This is a genomic window from Shewanella vaxholmensis (assembly GCF_031932135.1).
Classification (GTDB): Bacteria; Pseudomonadota; Gammaproteobacteria; order Enterobacterales; family Shewanellaceae; genus Shewanella; species Shewanella hafniensis.
The window spans coordinates 68556-83803 of sequence record NZ_JAUOEV010000013.1; the positions used below are offsets into that span (position 1 = coordinate 68556).

The following is a 15248-nucleotide window of genomic DNA, read 5'->3' on the forward strand; positions in this document are numbered from 1 at the left end:
AAGGAAATGCCATCGGTAAAAGACCACAAGTTTGCTATGATGGCGGCGTTTTCACATAGGGCGGTTATCAAAATGGTGTTAGATTTTTCGCAGGGTAAGTTAATCGTCACTGAGTTCGAAGTTCAAGTGCGGCTCAATGTTGCCAGTATCGTGCTGCAAGCGAGTGCGGAGGATATCGGTTTGCGACGTCAGCCACCTATGTTAATCGCCGATGGTGGCGGTGTACGTTGGAGCTTAGTATTGGACTCAAATACCCAGTTGCGTGCGATTCAAGATGTACTGGGCATGGATGCGGAATAAAGCACGCCTGCACAGCATGTCTAACTTACAGATTTATCATCACTTTTTAGTTGATGAGTGTTTAATATCGAATTAGGGATTTTTTAGTATGTCAGTTTCTCTTGAGCGTATTGTCGTTGAGCCTAAGACACCAGCTACAGCCGTGGTTATTTGGTTACATGGATTAGGGGATTCGGGTGCCGGATTTGCCCCTGTTGTGCCTGCATTAGGTTTGCCTGCCGATCATGCTATCCGGTTTATTTTCCCCCATGCACCAGAACAAGCCGTGACCATTAATGGCGGCTACGTCATGCGCGCTTGGTACGATATTAAAAGCATGGATTTGCACGACAGAGCCGATATGCAAGGCGTGCTTGAGTCGGAGAAAAGGGTTGCTGCACTAATTAACGAACAAATCGCGGCGGGTATTGCGAGCGAGCGTATCGTATTAGCAGGATTCAGTCAGGGCGGAGTCATGAGTTTATTCTCTGGACTGCGTTTCCCCGAGCAACTTGCAGGGATTATGGCACTGTCTTGCTATTTACCGACGGGCGATGTATTACCCGCTGAATTAAGCGCAGCGAATCGTAATACACCCATATTACAGCAACATGGTCTACAGGATGATGTAGTGCCATTATCCGCTGGAACATTAGCCAAAGAAGCTTTAATTACGGGCGGTTATAATGTTGTGTGGCAGACTTATCCTATGCCGCATTCAGTGATCCCTGCGCAGTTAAAAGAGATTTCTAAGTGGTTATTACAGCGATTTGAAATGTAGATAAGTCTAATTGCTGATAAAACAGCATGCGGTAAATTGAAAATTGCCCATGCTTGTTTTTTTATGGGAACAATCAATTTTTTCTGTAACACTTTCTAAGTCATTTATACTGAAGGATTTAAATTAAGTTATTTCACTTTTATATTTAATTCTCTACATATATAGAAATCAGTCATTCAGCTTATTTTTTATATGAAACAAATCTGTCTTAAAGCTCCTGCGAATTCCCCTATTAATGTCAAGTTTTTAATAAAAATGACACAATTTATCTTTATTATTTGTTATTATCCGTGACGCTGAACTTGATGGAGTTCACGGCAATCTTTCTATGATAAAATAATTAAAATCAAGGGGTTGATGTAATGAGACATATGCTTATTAAAGGACTAGTTGCAACTGCTGTTGTCGCTGCGCTTACGGGTTGTAATAATAGTGATGACGATAAAGTCCCAACAACATGTGCTGAAGCGGGAAGCGCTTGCACAACATTTACCGTTTTACACACCAATGATAACCACGGCCGTTTCTGGGAAAACAGTGACGGCGAATACGGTATGGCTGCGCGTAAAACCTTAATTGACAGCATTCGTGCAGAAGTCAGTAAGAATGGTGGTCAAACATTATTGCTGTCTGGTGGCGACATTAATACTGGCGTGCCAGAATCGGATCTACAAGATGCGATCCCAGATTTCACAGGTATGAATAAAATTGGTTACGACGCTATGGCTGTTGGTAACCATGAGTTTGATAATCCATTATCCGTTGTTGATATGCAGCGCCGCCTTGCGGAATTCCCTATGTTAGCGGCGAATATTTACCATAAAGATGCAGATGGCAATCTAGGGGAACGTTACTTTGATGCTTATAAGGTATTCGACGTAAACGGTCTTAAAGTCGCTGTAATAGGTTTAACTACCGAAGATACGGCTAAGATTGGTAATCCAGAATTCATCAGTGGCTTGGAGTTCACCGATCCAAAGACTGAAGTCGCTAAAGTGATTAAAGAAATTAAAGACGCCAAAGCGGCCGATATTATTTTCGCTACCACGCACATGGGTCACTATGCTGACGGCCATAACGGTAGTAACGCCCCTGGTGATGTGGCTATGGCTCGCGCATTGAAAGAAGGCGATTTGCAAGTGGTTATTGGTGGTCATTCACAAAATCCAGTGTGTATGGAACCAGGTACTGACAACAAAGCCTACGCTGACTTTAAACCAGGCGATGAATGTGCTCCAGATAAACAGAATGGTACTTGGATCATGCAAGCCCATGAATGGGGTAAATATGTTGGTCGTGCAGATTTTGAATACTTTAACGGTGAGCTTCATTTAGCAAGCTATAAACTTGTGCCTGTGAATATGCGTAAATTGGATGACGCGGGCAAGAAGACTGCTGATTTAGCGGGCACTAAGATTGAGCCTGATGCTGAGTTAAAAGAGCTGCTATCTTACTACCAAGAGAAAGGTCAAGCTAAGTTAGACGAAGTCATAGCAACTACGGATGCTCTGTTAGATGGCGAGCGTGCAAACGTTCGTAATAAGCAAACTAACTTAGGCCGTATGTTAGCGATGGCGCAAAGTGATAAAGTCAAAGCCGATTTTGGCGTGATGAACTCGGGCGGTGTACGTGCCTCTATTCAACCTGGCAATATCACTTACCGTGACGTGCTGACTGTTCAGCCATTCGGTAACATGGTGACTCTGAACGAAATGACAGGTACTGAAGTTGCGGCTTATTTAGGCGCGGTAGGTAGTCTTCAAATTGGTTCAGGTGGTTATGCACAAATCACGGGCGTGAAAATGACCATTGACTGCGTAGCTAAGACTGCCAATATTAGTGAAATAAATGGCAAAGACTTCAGCCCTACTGGTGCTTACAAGTTCACTGTACCTAGCTTTAACGCTGCTGGTGGTGACGGTTATCCTAAACTTGCTAGCCCAATCCAAACGGGTTTTGTGGATGCTGATTTACTGTATTCATTCTTGAAAGAGAAACAAGCGATTGTTGCTGCGGATTATAGTCCGATAGGTGATATTGTTTATGAAAACTCAAAGAATGTTGAAGGTTGTCAACTTTAAGTAATTAATCATTACTGAGTATTTAAATATAAATGCCACTCAATTGAGTGGTATTTTTATATGACTGTTTCTATTATGTTTAAAGAACATTTAATTTACTAAGTAGACATTATTGCGAAGAAAGTTAATCGCTGGTTTGGTAGTGTATATTTACTTTAGAAAAAGTATCACTCTGATTAGAGAAAGTTCGCTAGACTTAAATCTCTAACTCAAACCTCCGCTTGCGGAGGTTTTTTTGCTTATTTTTTTGCCTGCTTTTCAGGTTGCTTATCGGATATCGGATCAGCGCTGTCAATGTGTGAGGCGCAGCTCGTGGCGATGTTCGTGTTGATAATGCTCGGCGCAGGAGGCGCAGCGTTGTTCAGTGGGATCTTGGTTTAAGCGTTCGGTGTCGATTTCTGCCTCACAATCCGAGCAAAGACCGTAGAGGCCTAAGTCGAGCTGACAAAAGGCGGCATCAAGTTTATTCAGCTGGCAAAATAGCGGGTGATCGGCCAGTGGCGTTTGCGCCAATGTATCAATTAACTCTGTCAGACTCAGGCTAGCATAATGCTCCCCTATGACTTCGAGGAACGGAGGGAGCGCGCCGAGTTCTTTCCTTAGATTAGCTTCAAGCTCTGACAATTCATGTCTGATATGGGTGGTGCTCACGTAAAATCGCCTATTTCATTTGACTCTAGGCGTCCAGTCTAATAGTTCCACTACCAACGACTATGATAAAGATCAAGTATCTGCCATATTTTAAATATTTTCGCTGTTAAAATCGAAAAAGTACTTCATTCCTATCGCATTATGTGTGCTATGACTAAGTCCCTTTCATTGCACACATTGCCGCGTTTGAGTCTCGATTTCTTACCTTTATCAGATAGATTTCCGTTTTGTGGTTGGTCACACTCTATGGTTAGTCGGCTAAGTTTCGCTGCGCAGCTTCTAATACCGCGACGATTTCTTCCGTTGTTTTAAACACGCGTAGCTCCCTAAATAAGGTATCGGCTTCGGGATATTGACGATTGAGGTAGGTAAACCACTGTTTGATCCGGGCGGGATAATAGTCACTTTTGCGACCATTAAGCTCTCTTTGGGTATAACTGAGCATCAGCCCTAAGGTTTGAGCCCAAGTATAAGGGGTTGCGCCTGTCTTGATGGTATCGGCCAAGTTGGGCAATGAAATCGCCCCGCGGCCGATCATGATACTGTCGCAGCCCGTGACATCGATGCAACGCTTAGCATCGTCGCGGTTCCAAATTTCACCGTTGGCGATCACCGGGATTGGCAAACGTTTACGCACTTCGGTGATGTATTCCCAGTAGGCGGGTGGTTTGTAACCGTCGACTTTACTGCGCGCATGGATGGCAAGTTCAGTTGCACCAGCTTCATACACAGCAATAGCGTTTTCCATAAACAGTGACTTATCTTCATAGCCCAAACGTATTTTGGCCGTTACGGCATGCTCTTTTGGTACTGCTTGACGCATGGCTTTGACAATATCGTGCACACTCTCAGGATATTGCAATAATACGGCGCCACCTTTACTGCGGTTAACAATTTTTGCTGGACAGCCAAAGTTTGCATCAACACCGTGTGAGCCTAGCTCAATGGCACGCAGGGCATTTTCGCCCATGCATTGGGGTTCTTGACCAAGCAATTGTACTCGTACTGGCGTACCTGAAGGGGTGTTGCCGTTGTTGAGCAGTTCAGGACACAGTTTGAGAAAGACCTTTTCAGGCAGCAGTTGGTCTACCACTCGCACAAATTCGGTGACGAGCAAATCGTAGGGATTGATGGTCGATAGGATGTCACGCATCAAAGCGTCTACTACGCCTTCCATTGGAGCCAAAATCACACGCACTGCAGTAAACCCATATCTGTTGCAAAGGGCGAGCATTCTACCTTATCAGCCCTAAGTTACAAAGTGGCCTTGTGAAGGAGGATGAATAGGTATGCCAATAAATAAAATCCAAGCTAAACTGATTGTCCTAGCAGGATATTTTGACCATTTCTGTGACTTAATGATATTTTTTGCAATAAAATCGAAATAAGGCAGGTCTTTTGTTGTAAGCCAGCTACTTAAACTGTTGTTGGTCATTATTACTCAATAAACAAGAAGGGATTATTTATGAATTCAGTTAAAAAAACAGCAGTTGCAGTAGCGTTAGGTTCAGTTGTGATGAGTTCGGCTTTTGCTGTCAATGCACAAACTAACCCATTTGGTTTTGAAGCTATGGATGCGGGCTATCAAATTGTCGGTTCAGAAGGCAAATGTGGTGAAGCCAAATGCGGCGCAGACATGAAGAAAGCCGCCGCTGAAAAAGCCAAAGAAGGTAAGTGTGGTGAGGCTAAATGCGGTGCTGAGATGAAAAAAGCGGCTGCAGATAAAGCTCATGAGGGGAAATGTGGCGAAGCGAAATGCGGTGCTGACATGAAGAAAGCCGCTGATAAGGCCCATGAAGGTAAGTGTGGTGAAGCGAAATGTGGCGCTGATATGAAGAAAACCGCCGAAAAAGTGGATGCTAAAGTCGAAGCCGTTAAAAAAGAAGTGAAGTAAAGCGGGTTTGTTTTATCCCTGCAGTTATTGGGATAATTGAGCCTAAAGAGGCCAGCCAGCGCTGGTCTCTTGTGTTTTATTCTTAAGCGATTACAGGTTAGCGTTCGTGAGGTTCTATGAATGATCAAAAAAATACGGCACAGGTAGGGCTGGGATTAAGACGAGAAATGCTCAGTGAATTTTGTTTACAGGTGCCTGATGCTATTAATTTTTTTGAAGTGGCGCCTGAGAATTGGATGACCTTAGGTGGTAAATTTGGCCGCCAATTTCGTGAGTTGACTGAGCAACATACTTTCTACTGCCACGGTTTGAGTTTATCCATTGGTAGCCCTGAACCTTTAGATCTCGCGTTTGTAAAAAATATCAAAACCTTTATGGATTTACATCAAATCCAAGTCTATTCCGAACATTTAAGTTATTGCTCAGGGCAAGGTCACTTATATGATTTAATGCCTATCCCTTTTACCGACGCTGCAGTGAAGCATGTGGCGGCGCGGGTCAAGCAAGTAGAAGATATTCTAGAGCGGCCGCTTATTTTAGAAAATGTGTCTTTTTATGCCGCTCCAGGTGCGCAAATGACAGAACTTGAATTCGTTAATGCCGTGCTGCAAGAAACCGATTGTAAACTGCTACTGGATGTGAACAACATCTATGTGAACTCGATAAACCATCAATACGATGCCGATGCCTTTTTACAGGCCATGCCGACGGAGCGCATCGCTTATCTGCATATTGCTGGGCACTACAAACAAGCTGAAGATCTGCTCATTGATACCCATGGCGCAGCCATTAACGATCCCGTCTGGACATTATTACAGCGCTGTTATGCTTTGCATGGGGTAAAACCGACTTTGCTTGAGCGTGACTTTAATTTGCCGACAACCGCTGAATTGTTGCTCGAGATAAATCAAATTCACGGTTATCAAATGGCGGCGTCCAGCTCCCATGCCCAAAATAGCGCTCATGCCGTAAAGAGGAGCGCCTAATGGATTTTAAGCAAGTGCAGCAATCCTTTATCGATTATATCCGCGATCCCTCTTCGCCATTGCCCGCGGATACTGATGTCCGGCGTATGCAGGTTTACCGCGAGTTATTTTTTAATAATGTGCTGGGATTTGTGTCGAACGGCTTTCCCGTGCTTAAAAGTTTGTATTCTGAGGAGGAATGGCTGACTTTGGTGCAACGTTTTTTCAGTCAACATGATTGCCAATCGCCCATTTTTATCGATATCGCGGGTGAGTTTTTAGATTTTTTACAGCAGGAATATCAGCCCACGGCAAATGATCCTGTTTTTATGCTCGAATTAGCGCACTATGAATGGCTGGAGTTGGCCGTTGCGGTTGCACAGGCGAGTGGGGATGAATCTCAACTTAGCCTAGCGCAAATGTCGACGCAGGCTTTATGTTTGTCACAGACGGCGAGGGTGGCGCAGTATCATTTTGAGGTGCAGCACATTCGTCAGGATTATCGTCCGCAGCAACAACTCGATACGCCAGTGTTTTTTTGTCTCTATCAAGATGCCGATTGTGAAGTGTGTTTCCTACAGTTAAATCCCTTAAGCGCGCAGGTGCTGGCATTTCTTCAAGCTCAAGGCCAAGCGGGTTTTAAAGAGATAGTTGATTGGTTAACAATCACTTACCCTCAAATGGCGCCAGAGATTATTGAGCAAGGTTGTATGCAGTTACTCGAGCAATTAGCGGCCAAAGGGATAGTGCGCGGACGTCAGTCTTAAGGTTGGGTTTATTGCCGAAATAAATGCAATAACCCTACATTTAGAGGGTTTTTATTAATTTGACAAACCGCTACAATGTCGGCCGTTTTGTGATCTCAATCACTGTACGATTCCTGCGCACTTATACTTGCACATACTAGAGGAGCTGTAATGAGTAGTCAGCCGTTCAAAGACCCATTTAATTTTTTGTATTTTATTGGTTTTATTTTAGTTTTACTGTTGCCGACTCTGCCAGCAAGTCTGTCTTGGTTAAAGCATTTAGGTTTAATTTAAGCGAGCGTTAATCTCTAGCGCGTAGCCTATTGGCCACTCTTCGAGTGGCTTTTGTTTTTCCGATAAAGGGCATTTAAACCTATGGTATTAAAGCGTGGATTATTTTTACTGTTAGGCTTAACCGCTTTAGTCTTAGGTTTAGTCGGTATCGTGCTACCGATATTGCCGACCGTGCCTTTTATCTTGCTTGCTGCCTTTTGCTTTGCCCGCTCGAGTGAACGTTTACACCATTGGTTGATGACACATCCCTGGTTTGCCGACGCTTTAACCCAGTGGCAAGAGCAGCGAGCAATGCGTAAGGGATTGAAACGTAAAGCCATGATAGTTAGCGCACTCAGTTTTAGTCTCAGTATTATTGTGGTCCCTATCCTTTGGGTAAAAGGTCTGCTGTTTGTCATGGCGTTGATCCTACTTTGGTATCTTAAAGGTATACCTGAAATAGAGGGATGATTGAGTGATTGAATGGGCTCAAGTGCTGTGACTGAAAGTTTAGTCGTGTTCTTGTTGAGGCGATTTAACTGAGTGCCAACAGGGTTTGATCTAAGGCACAAATTGATAACCTTTCCATCACTTGTGCATTGTGATTGTTGCAACTAAAACTAAAGCGGCATAAGCTTTGTCCGACTTTCGACAATGCGTCCACCCAGTGTGGACGTTTTGTTTTATACCGCCACCGCTAGGTTGGTGAATTGATTAAGTAACTTATTAAGCAAATATGATGGCTATGAATACAGAAACCTTATCCTTGATAAAGCAAAGCATTAAAACGATTCCTAATTATCCTAAGGAAGGGATTTTATTTCGAGATGTCACCAGTTTGCTTGAGAATGCAGCAGCCTATAAAGCGACCATCGACTTGTTAGTTGAACATTATCGTGGTCAAGGCTTTACCAAAATTGTGGGCACTGAAGCCCGTGGTTTCTTATTTGGTGCACCGTTGGCTTTAGAATTGGGTATCGGTTTTGTACCTGTGCGTAAACCCGGCAAATTGCCGCGTGCAACCATCAGCCAAAGCTATGAACTGGAATACGGTCACGATAGCCTAGAAATTCATACTGATGCGATTAGCGCAAATGACAAAGTGCTCGTTGTTGACGATTTACTCGCCACTGGCGGTACTATCGAAGCGACCGTTAAACTGATCCGCCAACTCGGCGGTGAAGTTAAACATGCGGCCTTTGTGATCTCATTACCTGATTTAGGTGGTGAAGCCCGTTTAACCGCATTAGGGCTTGAGTTGGTTAAACTTTGTGAGTTTGAAGGCGAATAAATCTGCAGCTAAAGGCGCCTTGGGATAGTTTGATGGCATGTCAAATCATGACATGTTATCTTTCAAAGTTCTCGGGGCGCATGCTCCCGCTTTTGTATCACATACTCTGGGGAGTTCCATGTCATATCAGGTGTTAGCCAGAAAATGGCGCCCTGCCACATTTGATCAAATGGTTGGCCAAAGCCATGTTTTGCATGCCTTGACCAATGCGTTAAGCCAGCAGCGCTTACACCATGCTTACCTGTTTACGGGAACGCGCGGTGTTGGTAAAACCAGCTTAGCACGACTCTTTGCCAAAGGCTTAAACTGCGAACAAGGTGTGACAGCGACTCCCTGTGGTGTTTGCGGCAGTTGTGTGGAAATCGCCCAAGGCCGTTTTGTCGATTTGATTGAAGTCGATGCCGCATCTCGCACTAAGGTCGATGATACCCGTGAGCTGTTAGACAATGTGCAGTATCGTCCAACCCGTGGCCGCTTTAAGGTTTATCTCATCGACGAAGTGCATATGCTGTCGCGCAGCAGTTTTAACGCACTGCTAAAAACCTTAGAAGAACCCCCCGAGCACGTTAAATTTCTTCTGGCGACAACCGATCCGCAGAAACTGCCAGTGACTGTGTTATCCCGTTGTTTGCAATTTAATTTAAAAAGCCTGACCCAAGGCGAAATTGGCACTCAGCTCAATCATATCTTGACCCAAGAGCAGTTTCCCTTTGATGCAGAAGCCCTAAAATTGCTGGCTAAAGCTGCCAATGGCAGTATGCGTGATGCCTTGAGTTTGACAGATCAAGCCATTGCTTTTGGTGGCGGTAATGTGATGCTCACTCAAGTGCAAACCATGCTTGGCAGTATTGATGAGCAGCATGTAGTTGCCTTGCTTAATGCCTTAACCGATGCCGATATTGGCGTGTTAATGCATACCTGTGCCCAAGTGCTCGCGTACGGCGCAGATGCCCAAGAAGTGCTGCGCAGTTTACTTGAGTTGTTACATCAAATTACCTTGACCCAATTTGCCCCCGCTTACGCACAGCAATCCTTGTATAGCGCACAAATTCGCGCCTTTGCCGAACAGCTTAAGCCGGAACAAGTGCAGCTTTATTATCAGATTTTATTAACCGGCCGCAAAGACTTACCCCATGCACCGGATCCTAAATCGGGTCTTGAGATGGCGCTGTTACGCGCTGTCGCATTTGTGCCTGAAAAGCCGGTAAAGCGTTGGCAGCCTGATGCGGTCGCTGAGATCCGTTTACCCGAAGGGCAAACGCCCGTTGCGGCAACTGCTGCAGCGCAAGCTCCCCATGTAAATGAACAACAGTTTGCTGAAACACATACAGCTGAACCACATATAGCTGAAACAGTGCCTGCTGAAAAAAAAACGGTATTAATTGAGCAAAGTAGCGGTAACCAGCAAGTTGAAACCGCGCAAGCGGCCGCTGTTGATATGGCTGAAGCGACAATTCAGCTAGCAGATAACGCGGAGCTGGCGCTTGATGCTGAGCTCGAAGCGGATGCGGCATTAATTGCCGAACAGGCGGTGATTCTAAGTCAGGCGCAGAGTCAGGGATTTAACGCTGACAGCTTAAACACTGACATAGTGAATGCTGAGGTAGAGCCACAAACTCAAACAGTATCAACCGCTCAAGCGCCTTCTCAAGTTACTGAAGCTGCTGCTGACATTGAGGCATCGGTTGCGAGTTTAGATGCTCAGAATAGTGAAGTTCCTGAATTAATCGGGGCTTCTGCTGAGTCGAGTATTGTTAATCCAGCTATGGCTGAAACGCTTGTTGATTCAACACCTGCTGATAACGACAGCGCAGTTGAGAACACACTGGATAACAATCTCACCGCTAACAACACGCTAGAGCAAAAGGGGCTTGATGAACATAGTCTCTATGGAATTGAAGCAGCGCATTCATATCCAGCGATGGAAGCTTATGCCCAAGAGTCAGCGCCGCTCGATTCCTATCAAGATGCTTATGTTGAATTTTCTTCTGGCTCTTACAATGATGACGACTTTCATCACAGCTTTGACGCTCATGCGGTACCTGATGAAGTTGAACACTCAGATAGTGTTCAACATTCTGCTGATATTCAAAGCACAGGTATTCAAAGTGCAGTTGGAATGCAAGGCTCAGTTGATAGTCAGTCAGTAGTAATGGCTCAAGTGTCTCCTCAGACATCAATTCCAATACTAGCCTCCGCATCCTTAGCCGACGACGATATTCTCTCAGCGGTGTTGGCGGCGCGGGATTCACTGTTATCGGATCTTGATGCCTTAAGTGTTAAGGACGGTGATGAAAAAAAGTCGTCACTGGACTCAAAATTAAAGACACCAAACAGTAAAGCCAATGGGATCAGTTTATCAAAACCTGCCAGTAAAAGTGATGCAAGTCAGGGGCGTACGTCATTCTCTGCCGATCCCGCCGCTGATTTAGACCCCGATTTAACAATAGATTTCGATGATGATTTTGACTTAGATCTTGAGCCAATTGCTCAGCATCAATCAGTGCCTTCGGTTGCAAGAGCCACTAGTTCTGTCCCAGCTGATCCAGTCAAACCGGCAGCATATGACCGTCCTCCTTGGGAGACTGCGCCAGAAGTAGCGTCAACAGCTGAGCTTATCGAAACGACTCAGGTTGATAGCGGCAATACTAATATCGCTGATGCTGTGATGGCTCAAGGCTCTGATATAAATGATGACTTTGCCAGCAGTGGCCAAGGATCTTTAGAGACTAGCAATACTACCAATAACGTGCCTGATGGCAATGACTCTCAGAGTGCTGAGCAGGGTTCAGGTTCGAAGTCACAAGCGCTTCAAACTCAAGCAAGACATCAAGATAAAGTGCAAGCTACCGCGTTAACGCCGGCTAGAACGACTGCACTGACTCAGACGGCTAGCGCTGTTGAGCGCACGCAGGAGAGGGAAGTCGCGCTTAGTACACTTCCGATCAGTGGTCATCCATTAGATTTGCATTGGTACAAGTTGATGGCGAGCTTAGAGGTCGGCGGGCGAGTGCGGCAACTGGCGGTTAATTCCGTTTGCCAAACCCAGAGCGATCCTTTGCCGCTGCTGCTTAAGCCAAATCAGAAACATCTTGCGGCCGATGTCGCCATAGTTCAGCTTGAGCAAGCCTTAAGTGCTGCGCTCGGGAACCCAAGACGGGTACAAGTGGTCATAGGAATCGATGCGCAGCGGGAAACGCCTTTAGAGTTACGTAAACGTTTCCACCAAGAGTTGCTGCAACAGGCGCATCAATCATTGATCCATGATGATAATGTGCAATGGTTGATCCAACGTATGGGCGCCGAACTCGATGCCGACAGTTTAGTGTACCCACCTGAGTTGTTGAATTTACGCAGTCAGCAAATACAAGCTTTACCTGAGCTAACTGAGGCCGCGAGTTAACCACTATCGATTATCGACGAGTCCTAGGGGCAAAGTTTGGTCGTTAATTTGTTACGCCGTGGTTTAAATTTGAGTTTAAAGTGCCTATTTATAGTAATGCTGCTGAGAAACTCGGCATCGAGATCATAAGTTTATTAACAAGATAACGGCATTGATTGCCAATCCCATTTATTTAAGTAAGATTAGCCGCGTTAATGCTTGCGACTAACCCTAATAGAAGAGAAAAAACTATGTTTGGAAAAGGCGGTATGGGCAATCTGATGAAACAGGCCCAGATGATGCAAGAAAAAATGGCCAAAATGCAGGAAGAAATCGCCCGTATGGAAATGGTGGGTGAATCGGGTGCAGGTTTGGTGAAAGTCACCATGACAGGCGCGCACACAGTACGTAAAGTCGAAATCGACCCAAGCCTGATGGAAGACGACAAAGAAATGCTGGAAGATTTGATTGCTGCAGCTTGTAATGATGCAGCCCGTCGAATTGAAGAAAATCAAAAAACTAAAATGGCCGAAGTCACTGGTGGTATGCAATTACCTCCAGGCATGAAGATGCCATTTTAATTGAGATAGCCGATGAAATTTAGTCCACTGTTAGATGAGTTAATTCAGTCCCTGCGTTGTTTACCTGGGGTTGGGCCTAAATCGGCGCAACGTATGGCGTTTCAGTTACTCGAGCGTGACAGAAAAGCAGGGCTTAAATTAGCCAGTGCGCTGTCCAGTGCGATGAGTGACGTCGGTCATTGTCAGTCTTGCCGAACCTACACTGAAGAAACCCTCTGTCCGATTTGTGCTAGCCATAAACGCGGCACGTCTTCCACCATTTGTGTGGTGGAAACGCCGGCCGATGTGTTAGCCATTGAGGCGGGTGGACATTTCACTGGTCGCTACTTTGTGCTTTTAGGTCATTTATCGCCACTCGATGGTGTTGGGCCAGAAGAGCTAGGTTTAGCGTTACTCGAGCGCCACTTGGCTTCGGGTGATGTTGCCGAGTTGATTTTAGCGACCAATCCGACGGTAGAAGGCGAGGCCACAGCGCATTTTATTGCTGATATGGCCAGACGCCATAAGGTGATGATCAGTCGCATCGCCCACGGCGTACCCGTTGGTGGAGAGCTTGAATACGTGGATAGCACGACGTTAGCCTTGTCATTTAATGGTCGTTTACCGCTTTGACAGAACACAGTGACTCAGTTTAGTTAGTGTAATGTGATTGATTATACTAGCTTAATTTTAATGCTGAACTGTTCGGCTCGACTTAAGTGTCGCGATATCCCATAAACCCGCCAAGAACTTATCTTGAGCGGGTTTTTTATTTGCTTAGTGTTTCAATCTAGATGTCGAGGCAGGATTGTCGAGGCGGTGTGGTAGGGCAATGGAGATAGCACCGTGGTTTTAAATGTTCATCTCAATTGATATCTATCCATATAAAAACTAGGTTTATCAATAGTTTTTTAAATTTCATACTTGTCTTATGCGAGCTTCATCCGTAAAGTCGGTTAGATAAGAAGCGGGCAGAGTTGCGATTTTCTATTATGTTCGCGCATGTGCTTTAGTTAATTCGATAGGCTTAGCTCCGTGAACTTTGCTCCGTGTACTTGGCTCTATGTACGTGGGACCGGACAGGTATTTTATGAGAAAGAAAATCAAGGAGGGATTTATTGGAAAAGATTACGATTAGGCATGCAGAGAAGCGTGACGCCGCAGCCATTCAAGACGTATATGCCTGCCCGAATGCCTATGCAGGCACCTTGCAACTTCCTTGGCCATCGACCGATAAATGGGAGTCACGCCTTGCTGCAACATCGAATAATATTCATCGCTATGTCGCAGAGATTGAAGGTGAAGTTGTCGGCGAGTTGGGTTTTGAGGTGTACGAGCAACCCCGTCGCAGGCATGTAGCCTCCTTTGGAATGGGGGTAAAAGATAGCTATCAAGGCCGCGGTGTTGGTAGCGCTTTGATTAACGCTATGCTTGAGCTTACCGATAAGTGGATGAATATAAAACGAATTGAATTAACGGTTTATACCGACAATCATGCCGCCATTGGTCTGTATAAAAAGTTTGGTTTTGTGATTGAAGGTGAGTCGAAGGATTTTGCCTTTAGAAATGGTGAATTTGTCAGTGTGTACTATATGGCGCGGATAAAGTAGCATTAAGCGCCTATTTTCAAAGCCCGCTTTAGGTGCAAAGTGTATGTCTATCTCAACTTTTAAGGATAAAAATGGGACTCATTTTATTGCCGCTGCTGATACTTTGGTTGGGTGTTGGAATTTATGCCATTCGTATAGGTTATCAAGTATTGGCAGGGACATCCCAGTTAAGCTATACACTCAGTGTTGGTGCTATCGCTATGGTCGCATTACTGCTTTATCTCTATTTCGGTTTCGCTCAATTTAAGGGAAACAAGGAGCTATGGGCGTTTGAAATTCCGATGTTTTTTGCCGCGAATAAGCTCGCTTTTGGTGTCATGTTCCTTGGTTTATTACTGCACTGGTTTGGTCAAGGCATGCTCACTTCCGCTTATTTAAAACCTCTACCTTTCATCATGATTTTCACCGTTTCCTTTGGTGCTATGGCAGGAGTTGTATTATCCGACACTTTTATGGCGAAATTTGAGATCCAAAAAACGCATTGATATCAGAAGTAAACCTTATCACTCGGAGAGTGAAATATGAATAAATGGCCCTCCACTTGATCCAAACTGTTGAACAAGAACAACTCCAACACACCAGAGAGTCAGTGCATAAATTGGGATGAGTGTTTTACCACCTTGATTGCTGGCTTTTTTTACAGGTTTGCTTTGCTTACTGGCTTTGCAATATCCGCATTCTTTGGAGGAGTTCAAGTGTTGCAGGAAAGCGTTATAGCTTCTTTGCCAGCCCCAA

16 protein-coding genes are annotated in these 15248 nt (G+C 45.0%); 14 read left to right on the top strand and 2 right to left on the bottom strand.

The genetic code is table 11. From position 1 onward, the window contains the following. Positions 1 to 72 precede the first annotated feature (72 nt). From Q4Q46_RS12620 to ushA, 3 genes are all read left to right on the top strand, one after another. On the top strand, positions 73 to 300 hold the full coding sequence (locus Q4Q46_RS12620; protein ID WP_106651841.1) for a DUF3389 family protein: 228 nt from the start codon (positions 73 to 75) through the stop codon (positions 298 to 300). A gap of 88 nt (positions 301 to 388) precedes the next feature. Further along, a complete protein-coding gene (locus Q4Q46_RS12625; protein WP_006086183.1) occupies positions 389 to 1060 on the top strand; it encodes an alpha/beta hydrolase in 672 nt (223 codons plus the stop codon). A 362-nt stretch (positions 1061 to 1422) separates the two neighbouring features. Then, complete coding sequence (gene ushA / locus Q4Q46_RS12630; protein ID WP_311906104.1) at positions 1423 to 3141, top strand: bifunctional UDP-sugar hydrolase/5'-nucleotidase UshA; 1719 nt, start codon at positions 1423 to 1425, stop codon at positions 3139 to 3141. 291 nt (positions 3142 to 3432) lie between these two features. Here ushA and Q4Q46_RS12635 read toward each other — a convergent pair whose 3' ends face one another. After that, on the bottom strand, positions 3433 to 3792 hold the full coding sequence (locus tag Q4Q46_RS12635; RefSeq protein WP_006086186.1) for a TraR/DksA C4-type zinc finger protein: 360 nt from the start codon (positions 3790 to 3792) through the stop codon (positions 3433 to 3435). A gap of 250 nt (positions 3793 to 4042) precedes the next feature. After that, positions 4043 to 4990, bottom strand: coding sequence for a tRNA-dihydrouridine synthase (locus Q4Q46_RS12640; RefSeq protein ID WP_311906105.1), 948 nt, complete (start codon positions 4988 to 4990; stop codon positions 4043 to 4045). Between the two features lie 267 nt (positions 4991 to 5257). On the opposite strand from Q4Q46_RS12640, the gene Q4Q46_RS12645 reads away from it, so the two are divergent. From Q4Q46_RS12645 to Q4Q46_RS12695, 11 genes are all read left to right on the top strand, one after another. Next, complete coding sequence (locus Q4Q46_RS12645) at positions 5258 to 5686, top strand: HvfA family oxazolone/thioamide-modified RiPP metallophore (RefSeq protein WP_028759624.1); 429 nt, start codon at positions 5258 to 5260, stop codon at positions 5684 to 5686. Between the two features lie 116 nt (positions 5687 to 5802). Continuing rightward, entirely contained in the window at positions 5803 to 6672 is an 870-nt protein-coding gene (locus tag Q4Q46_RS12650; RefSeq protein WP_311906106.1) for an HvfB family MNIO-type RiPP peptide maturase, read from the top strand. Beyond that, entirely contained in the window at positions 6672 to 7418 is a 747-nt protein-coding gene (locus Q4Q46_RS12655; protein ID WP_113940897.1) for an HvfC family RiPP maturation protein, read from the top strand. Before Q4Q46_RS12650 ends, Q4Q46_RS12655 begins: the two co-directional genes overlap by 1 nt. Before the next feature lie 150 nt (positions 7419 to 7568). Beyond that, positions 7569 to 7691 (top strand): hypothetical protein, encoded by a 123-nt coding sequence (locus Q4Q46_RS12660; RefSeq protein WP_006082086.1) that lies wholly within the window; start codon positions 7569 to 7571, stop codon positions 7689 to 7691. Positions 7692 to 7772: 81 nt separating this feature from the next. Beyond that, positions 7773 to 8141: a YbaN family protein gene (locus tag Q4Q46_RS12665; RefSeq protein WP_028759627.1), complete on the top strand. Its 369-nt coding sequence runs from the start codon at positions 7773 to 7775 to the stop codon at positions 8139 to 8141. A gap of 268 nt (positions 8142 to 8409) precedes the next feature. Continuing rightward, positions 8410 to 8961 (top strand): adenine phosphoribosyltransferase, encoded by a 552-nt coding sequence (gene apt, locus Q4Q46_RS12670; RefSeq protein WP_105252212.1) that lies wholly within the window; start codon positions 8410 to 8412, stop codon positions 8959 to 8961. A 37-nt stretch (positions 8962 to 8998) separates the two neighbouring features. Next, positions 8999 to 12364 carry a DNA polymerase III subunit gamma/tau gene (gene dnaX, locus Q4Q46_RS12675; RefSeq protein ID WP_311906107.1) on the top strand — a complete coding sequence of 1122 codons (3366 nt, stop codon included), beginning with the start codon at positions 8999 to 9001 and terminating at the stop codon, positions 12362 to 12364. A gap of 230 nt (positions 12365 to 12594) precedes the next feature. Further along, on the top strand, positions 12595 to 12924 hold the full coding sequence (locus tag Q4Q46_RS12680) for a YbaB/EbfC family nucleoid-associated protein (RefSeq protein WP_028759630.1): 330 nt from the start codon (positions 12595 to 12597) through the stop codon (positions 12922 to 12924). A gap of 12 nt (positions 12925 to 12936) precedes the next feature. Beyond that, complete coding sequence (gene recR, locus Q4Q46_RS12685; RefSeq protein WP_006082081.1) at positions 12937 to 13536, top strand: recombination mediator RecR; 600 nt, start codon at positions 12937 to 12939, stop codon at positions 13534 to 13536. Between the two features lie 485 nt (positions 13537 to 14021). Next, positions 14022 to 14513 (top strand): GNAT family N-acetyltransferase, encoded by a 492-nt coding sequence (locus Q4Q46_RS12690; RefSeq protein ID WP_311906108.1) that lies wholly within the window; start codon positions 14022 to 14024, stop codon positions 14511 to 14513. Between the two features lie 71 nt (positions 14514 to 14584). Next, positions 14585 to 14998, top strand: coding sequence for a hypothetical protein (locus Q4Q46_RS12695; protein WP_311906109.1), 414 nt, complete (start codon positions 14585 to 14587; stop codon positions 14996 to 14998). The last annotated feature ends 250 nt before the right edge of the window (positions 14999 to 15248 follow it).

Excerpts from the sequence above, each read along its gene's own strand:
- Q4Q46_RS12680 (WP_028759630.1), top strand. The coding sequence starts at position 12,595 with ATGTTTGGAAAAGGCGGTATGGGCAATCTGATGAAACAGGCCCAGATG.
- Q4Q46_RS12660 (WP_006082086.1), top strand. The coding sequence starts at position 7,569 with ATGAGTAGTCAGCCGTTCAAAGACCCATTTAATTTTTTGTATTTTATT.
- Q4Q46_RS12645 (WP_028759624.1), top strand. The coding sequence starts at position 5,258 with ATGAATTCAGTTAAAAAAACAGCAGTTGCAGTAGCGTTAGGTTCAGTT.
- Q4Q46_RS12695 (WP_311906109.1), top strand. The coding sequence starts at position 14,585 with ATGGGACTCATTTTATTGCCGCTGCTGATACTTTGGTTGGGTGTTGGA.
- Q4Q46_RS12620 (WP_106651841.1), top strand. The coding sequence starts at position 73 with ATGGTGTTAGATTTTTCGCAGGGTAAGTTAATCGTCACTGAGTTCGAA.
- Q4Q46_RS12665 (WP_028759627.1), top strand. The coding sequence starts at position 7,773 with ATGGTATTAAAGCGTGGATTATTTTTACTGTTAGGCTTAACCGCTTTA.
- Q4Q46_RS12650 (WP_311906106.1), top strand. The coding sequence starts at position 5,803 with ATGAATGATCAAAAAAATACGGCACAGGTAGGGCTGGGATTAAGACGA.
- apt (WP_105252212.1), top strand. The coding sequence starts at position 8,410 with ATGGCTATGAATACAGAAACCTTATCCTTGATAAAGCAAAGCATTAAA.
- recR (WP_006082081.1), top strand. The coding sequence starts at position 12,937 with ATGAAATTTAGTCCACTGTTAGATGAGTTAATTCAGTCCCTGCGTTGT.
- Q4Q46_RS12655 (WP_113940897.1), top strand. The coding sequence starts at position 6,672 with ATGGATTTTAAGCAAGTGCAGCAATCCTTTATCGATTATATCCGCGAT.
- ushA (WP_311906104.1), top strand. The coding sequence starts at position 1,423 with ATGAGACATATGCTTATTAAAGGACTAGTTGCAACTGCTGTTGTCGCT.
- Q4Q46_RS12625 (WP_006086183.1), top strand. The coding sequence starts at position 389 with ATGTCAGTTTCTCTTGAGCGTATTGTCGTTGAGCCTAAGACACCAGCT.
- dnaX (WP_311906107.1), top strand. The coding sequence starts at position 8,999 with ATGTCAAATCATGACATGTTATCTTTCAAAGTTCTCGGGGCGCATGCT.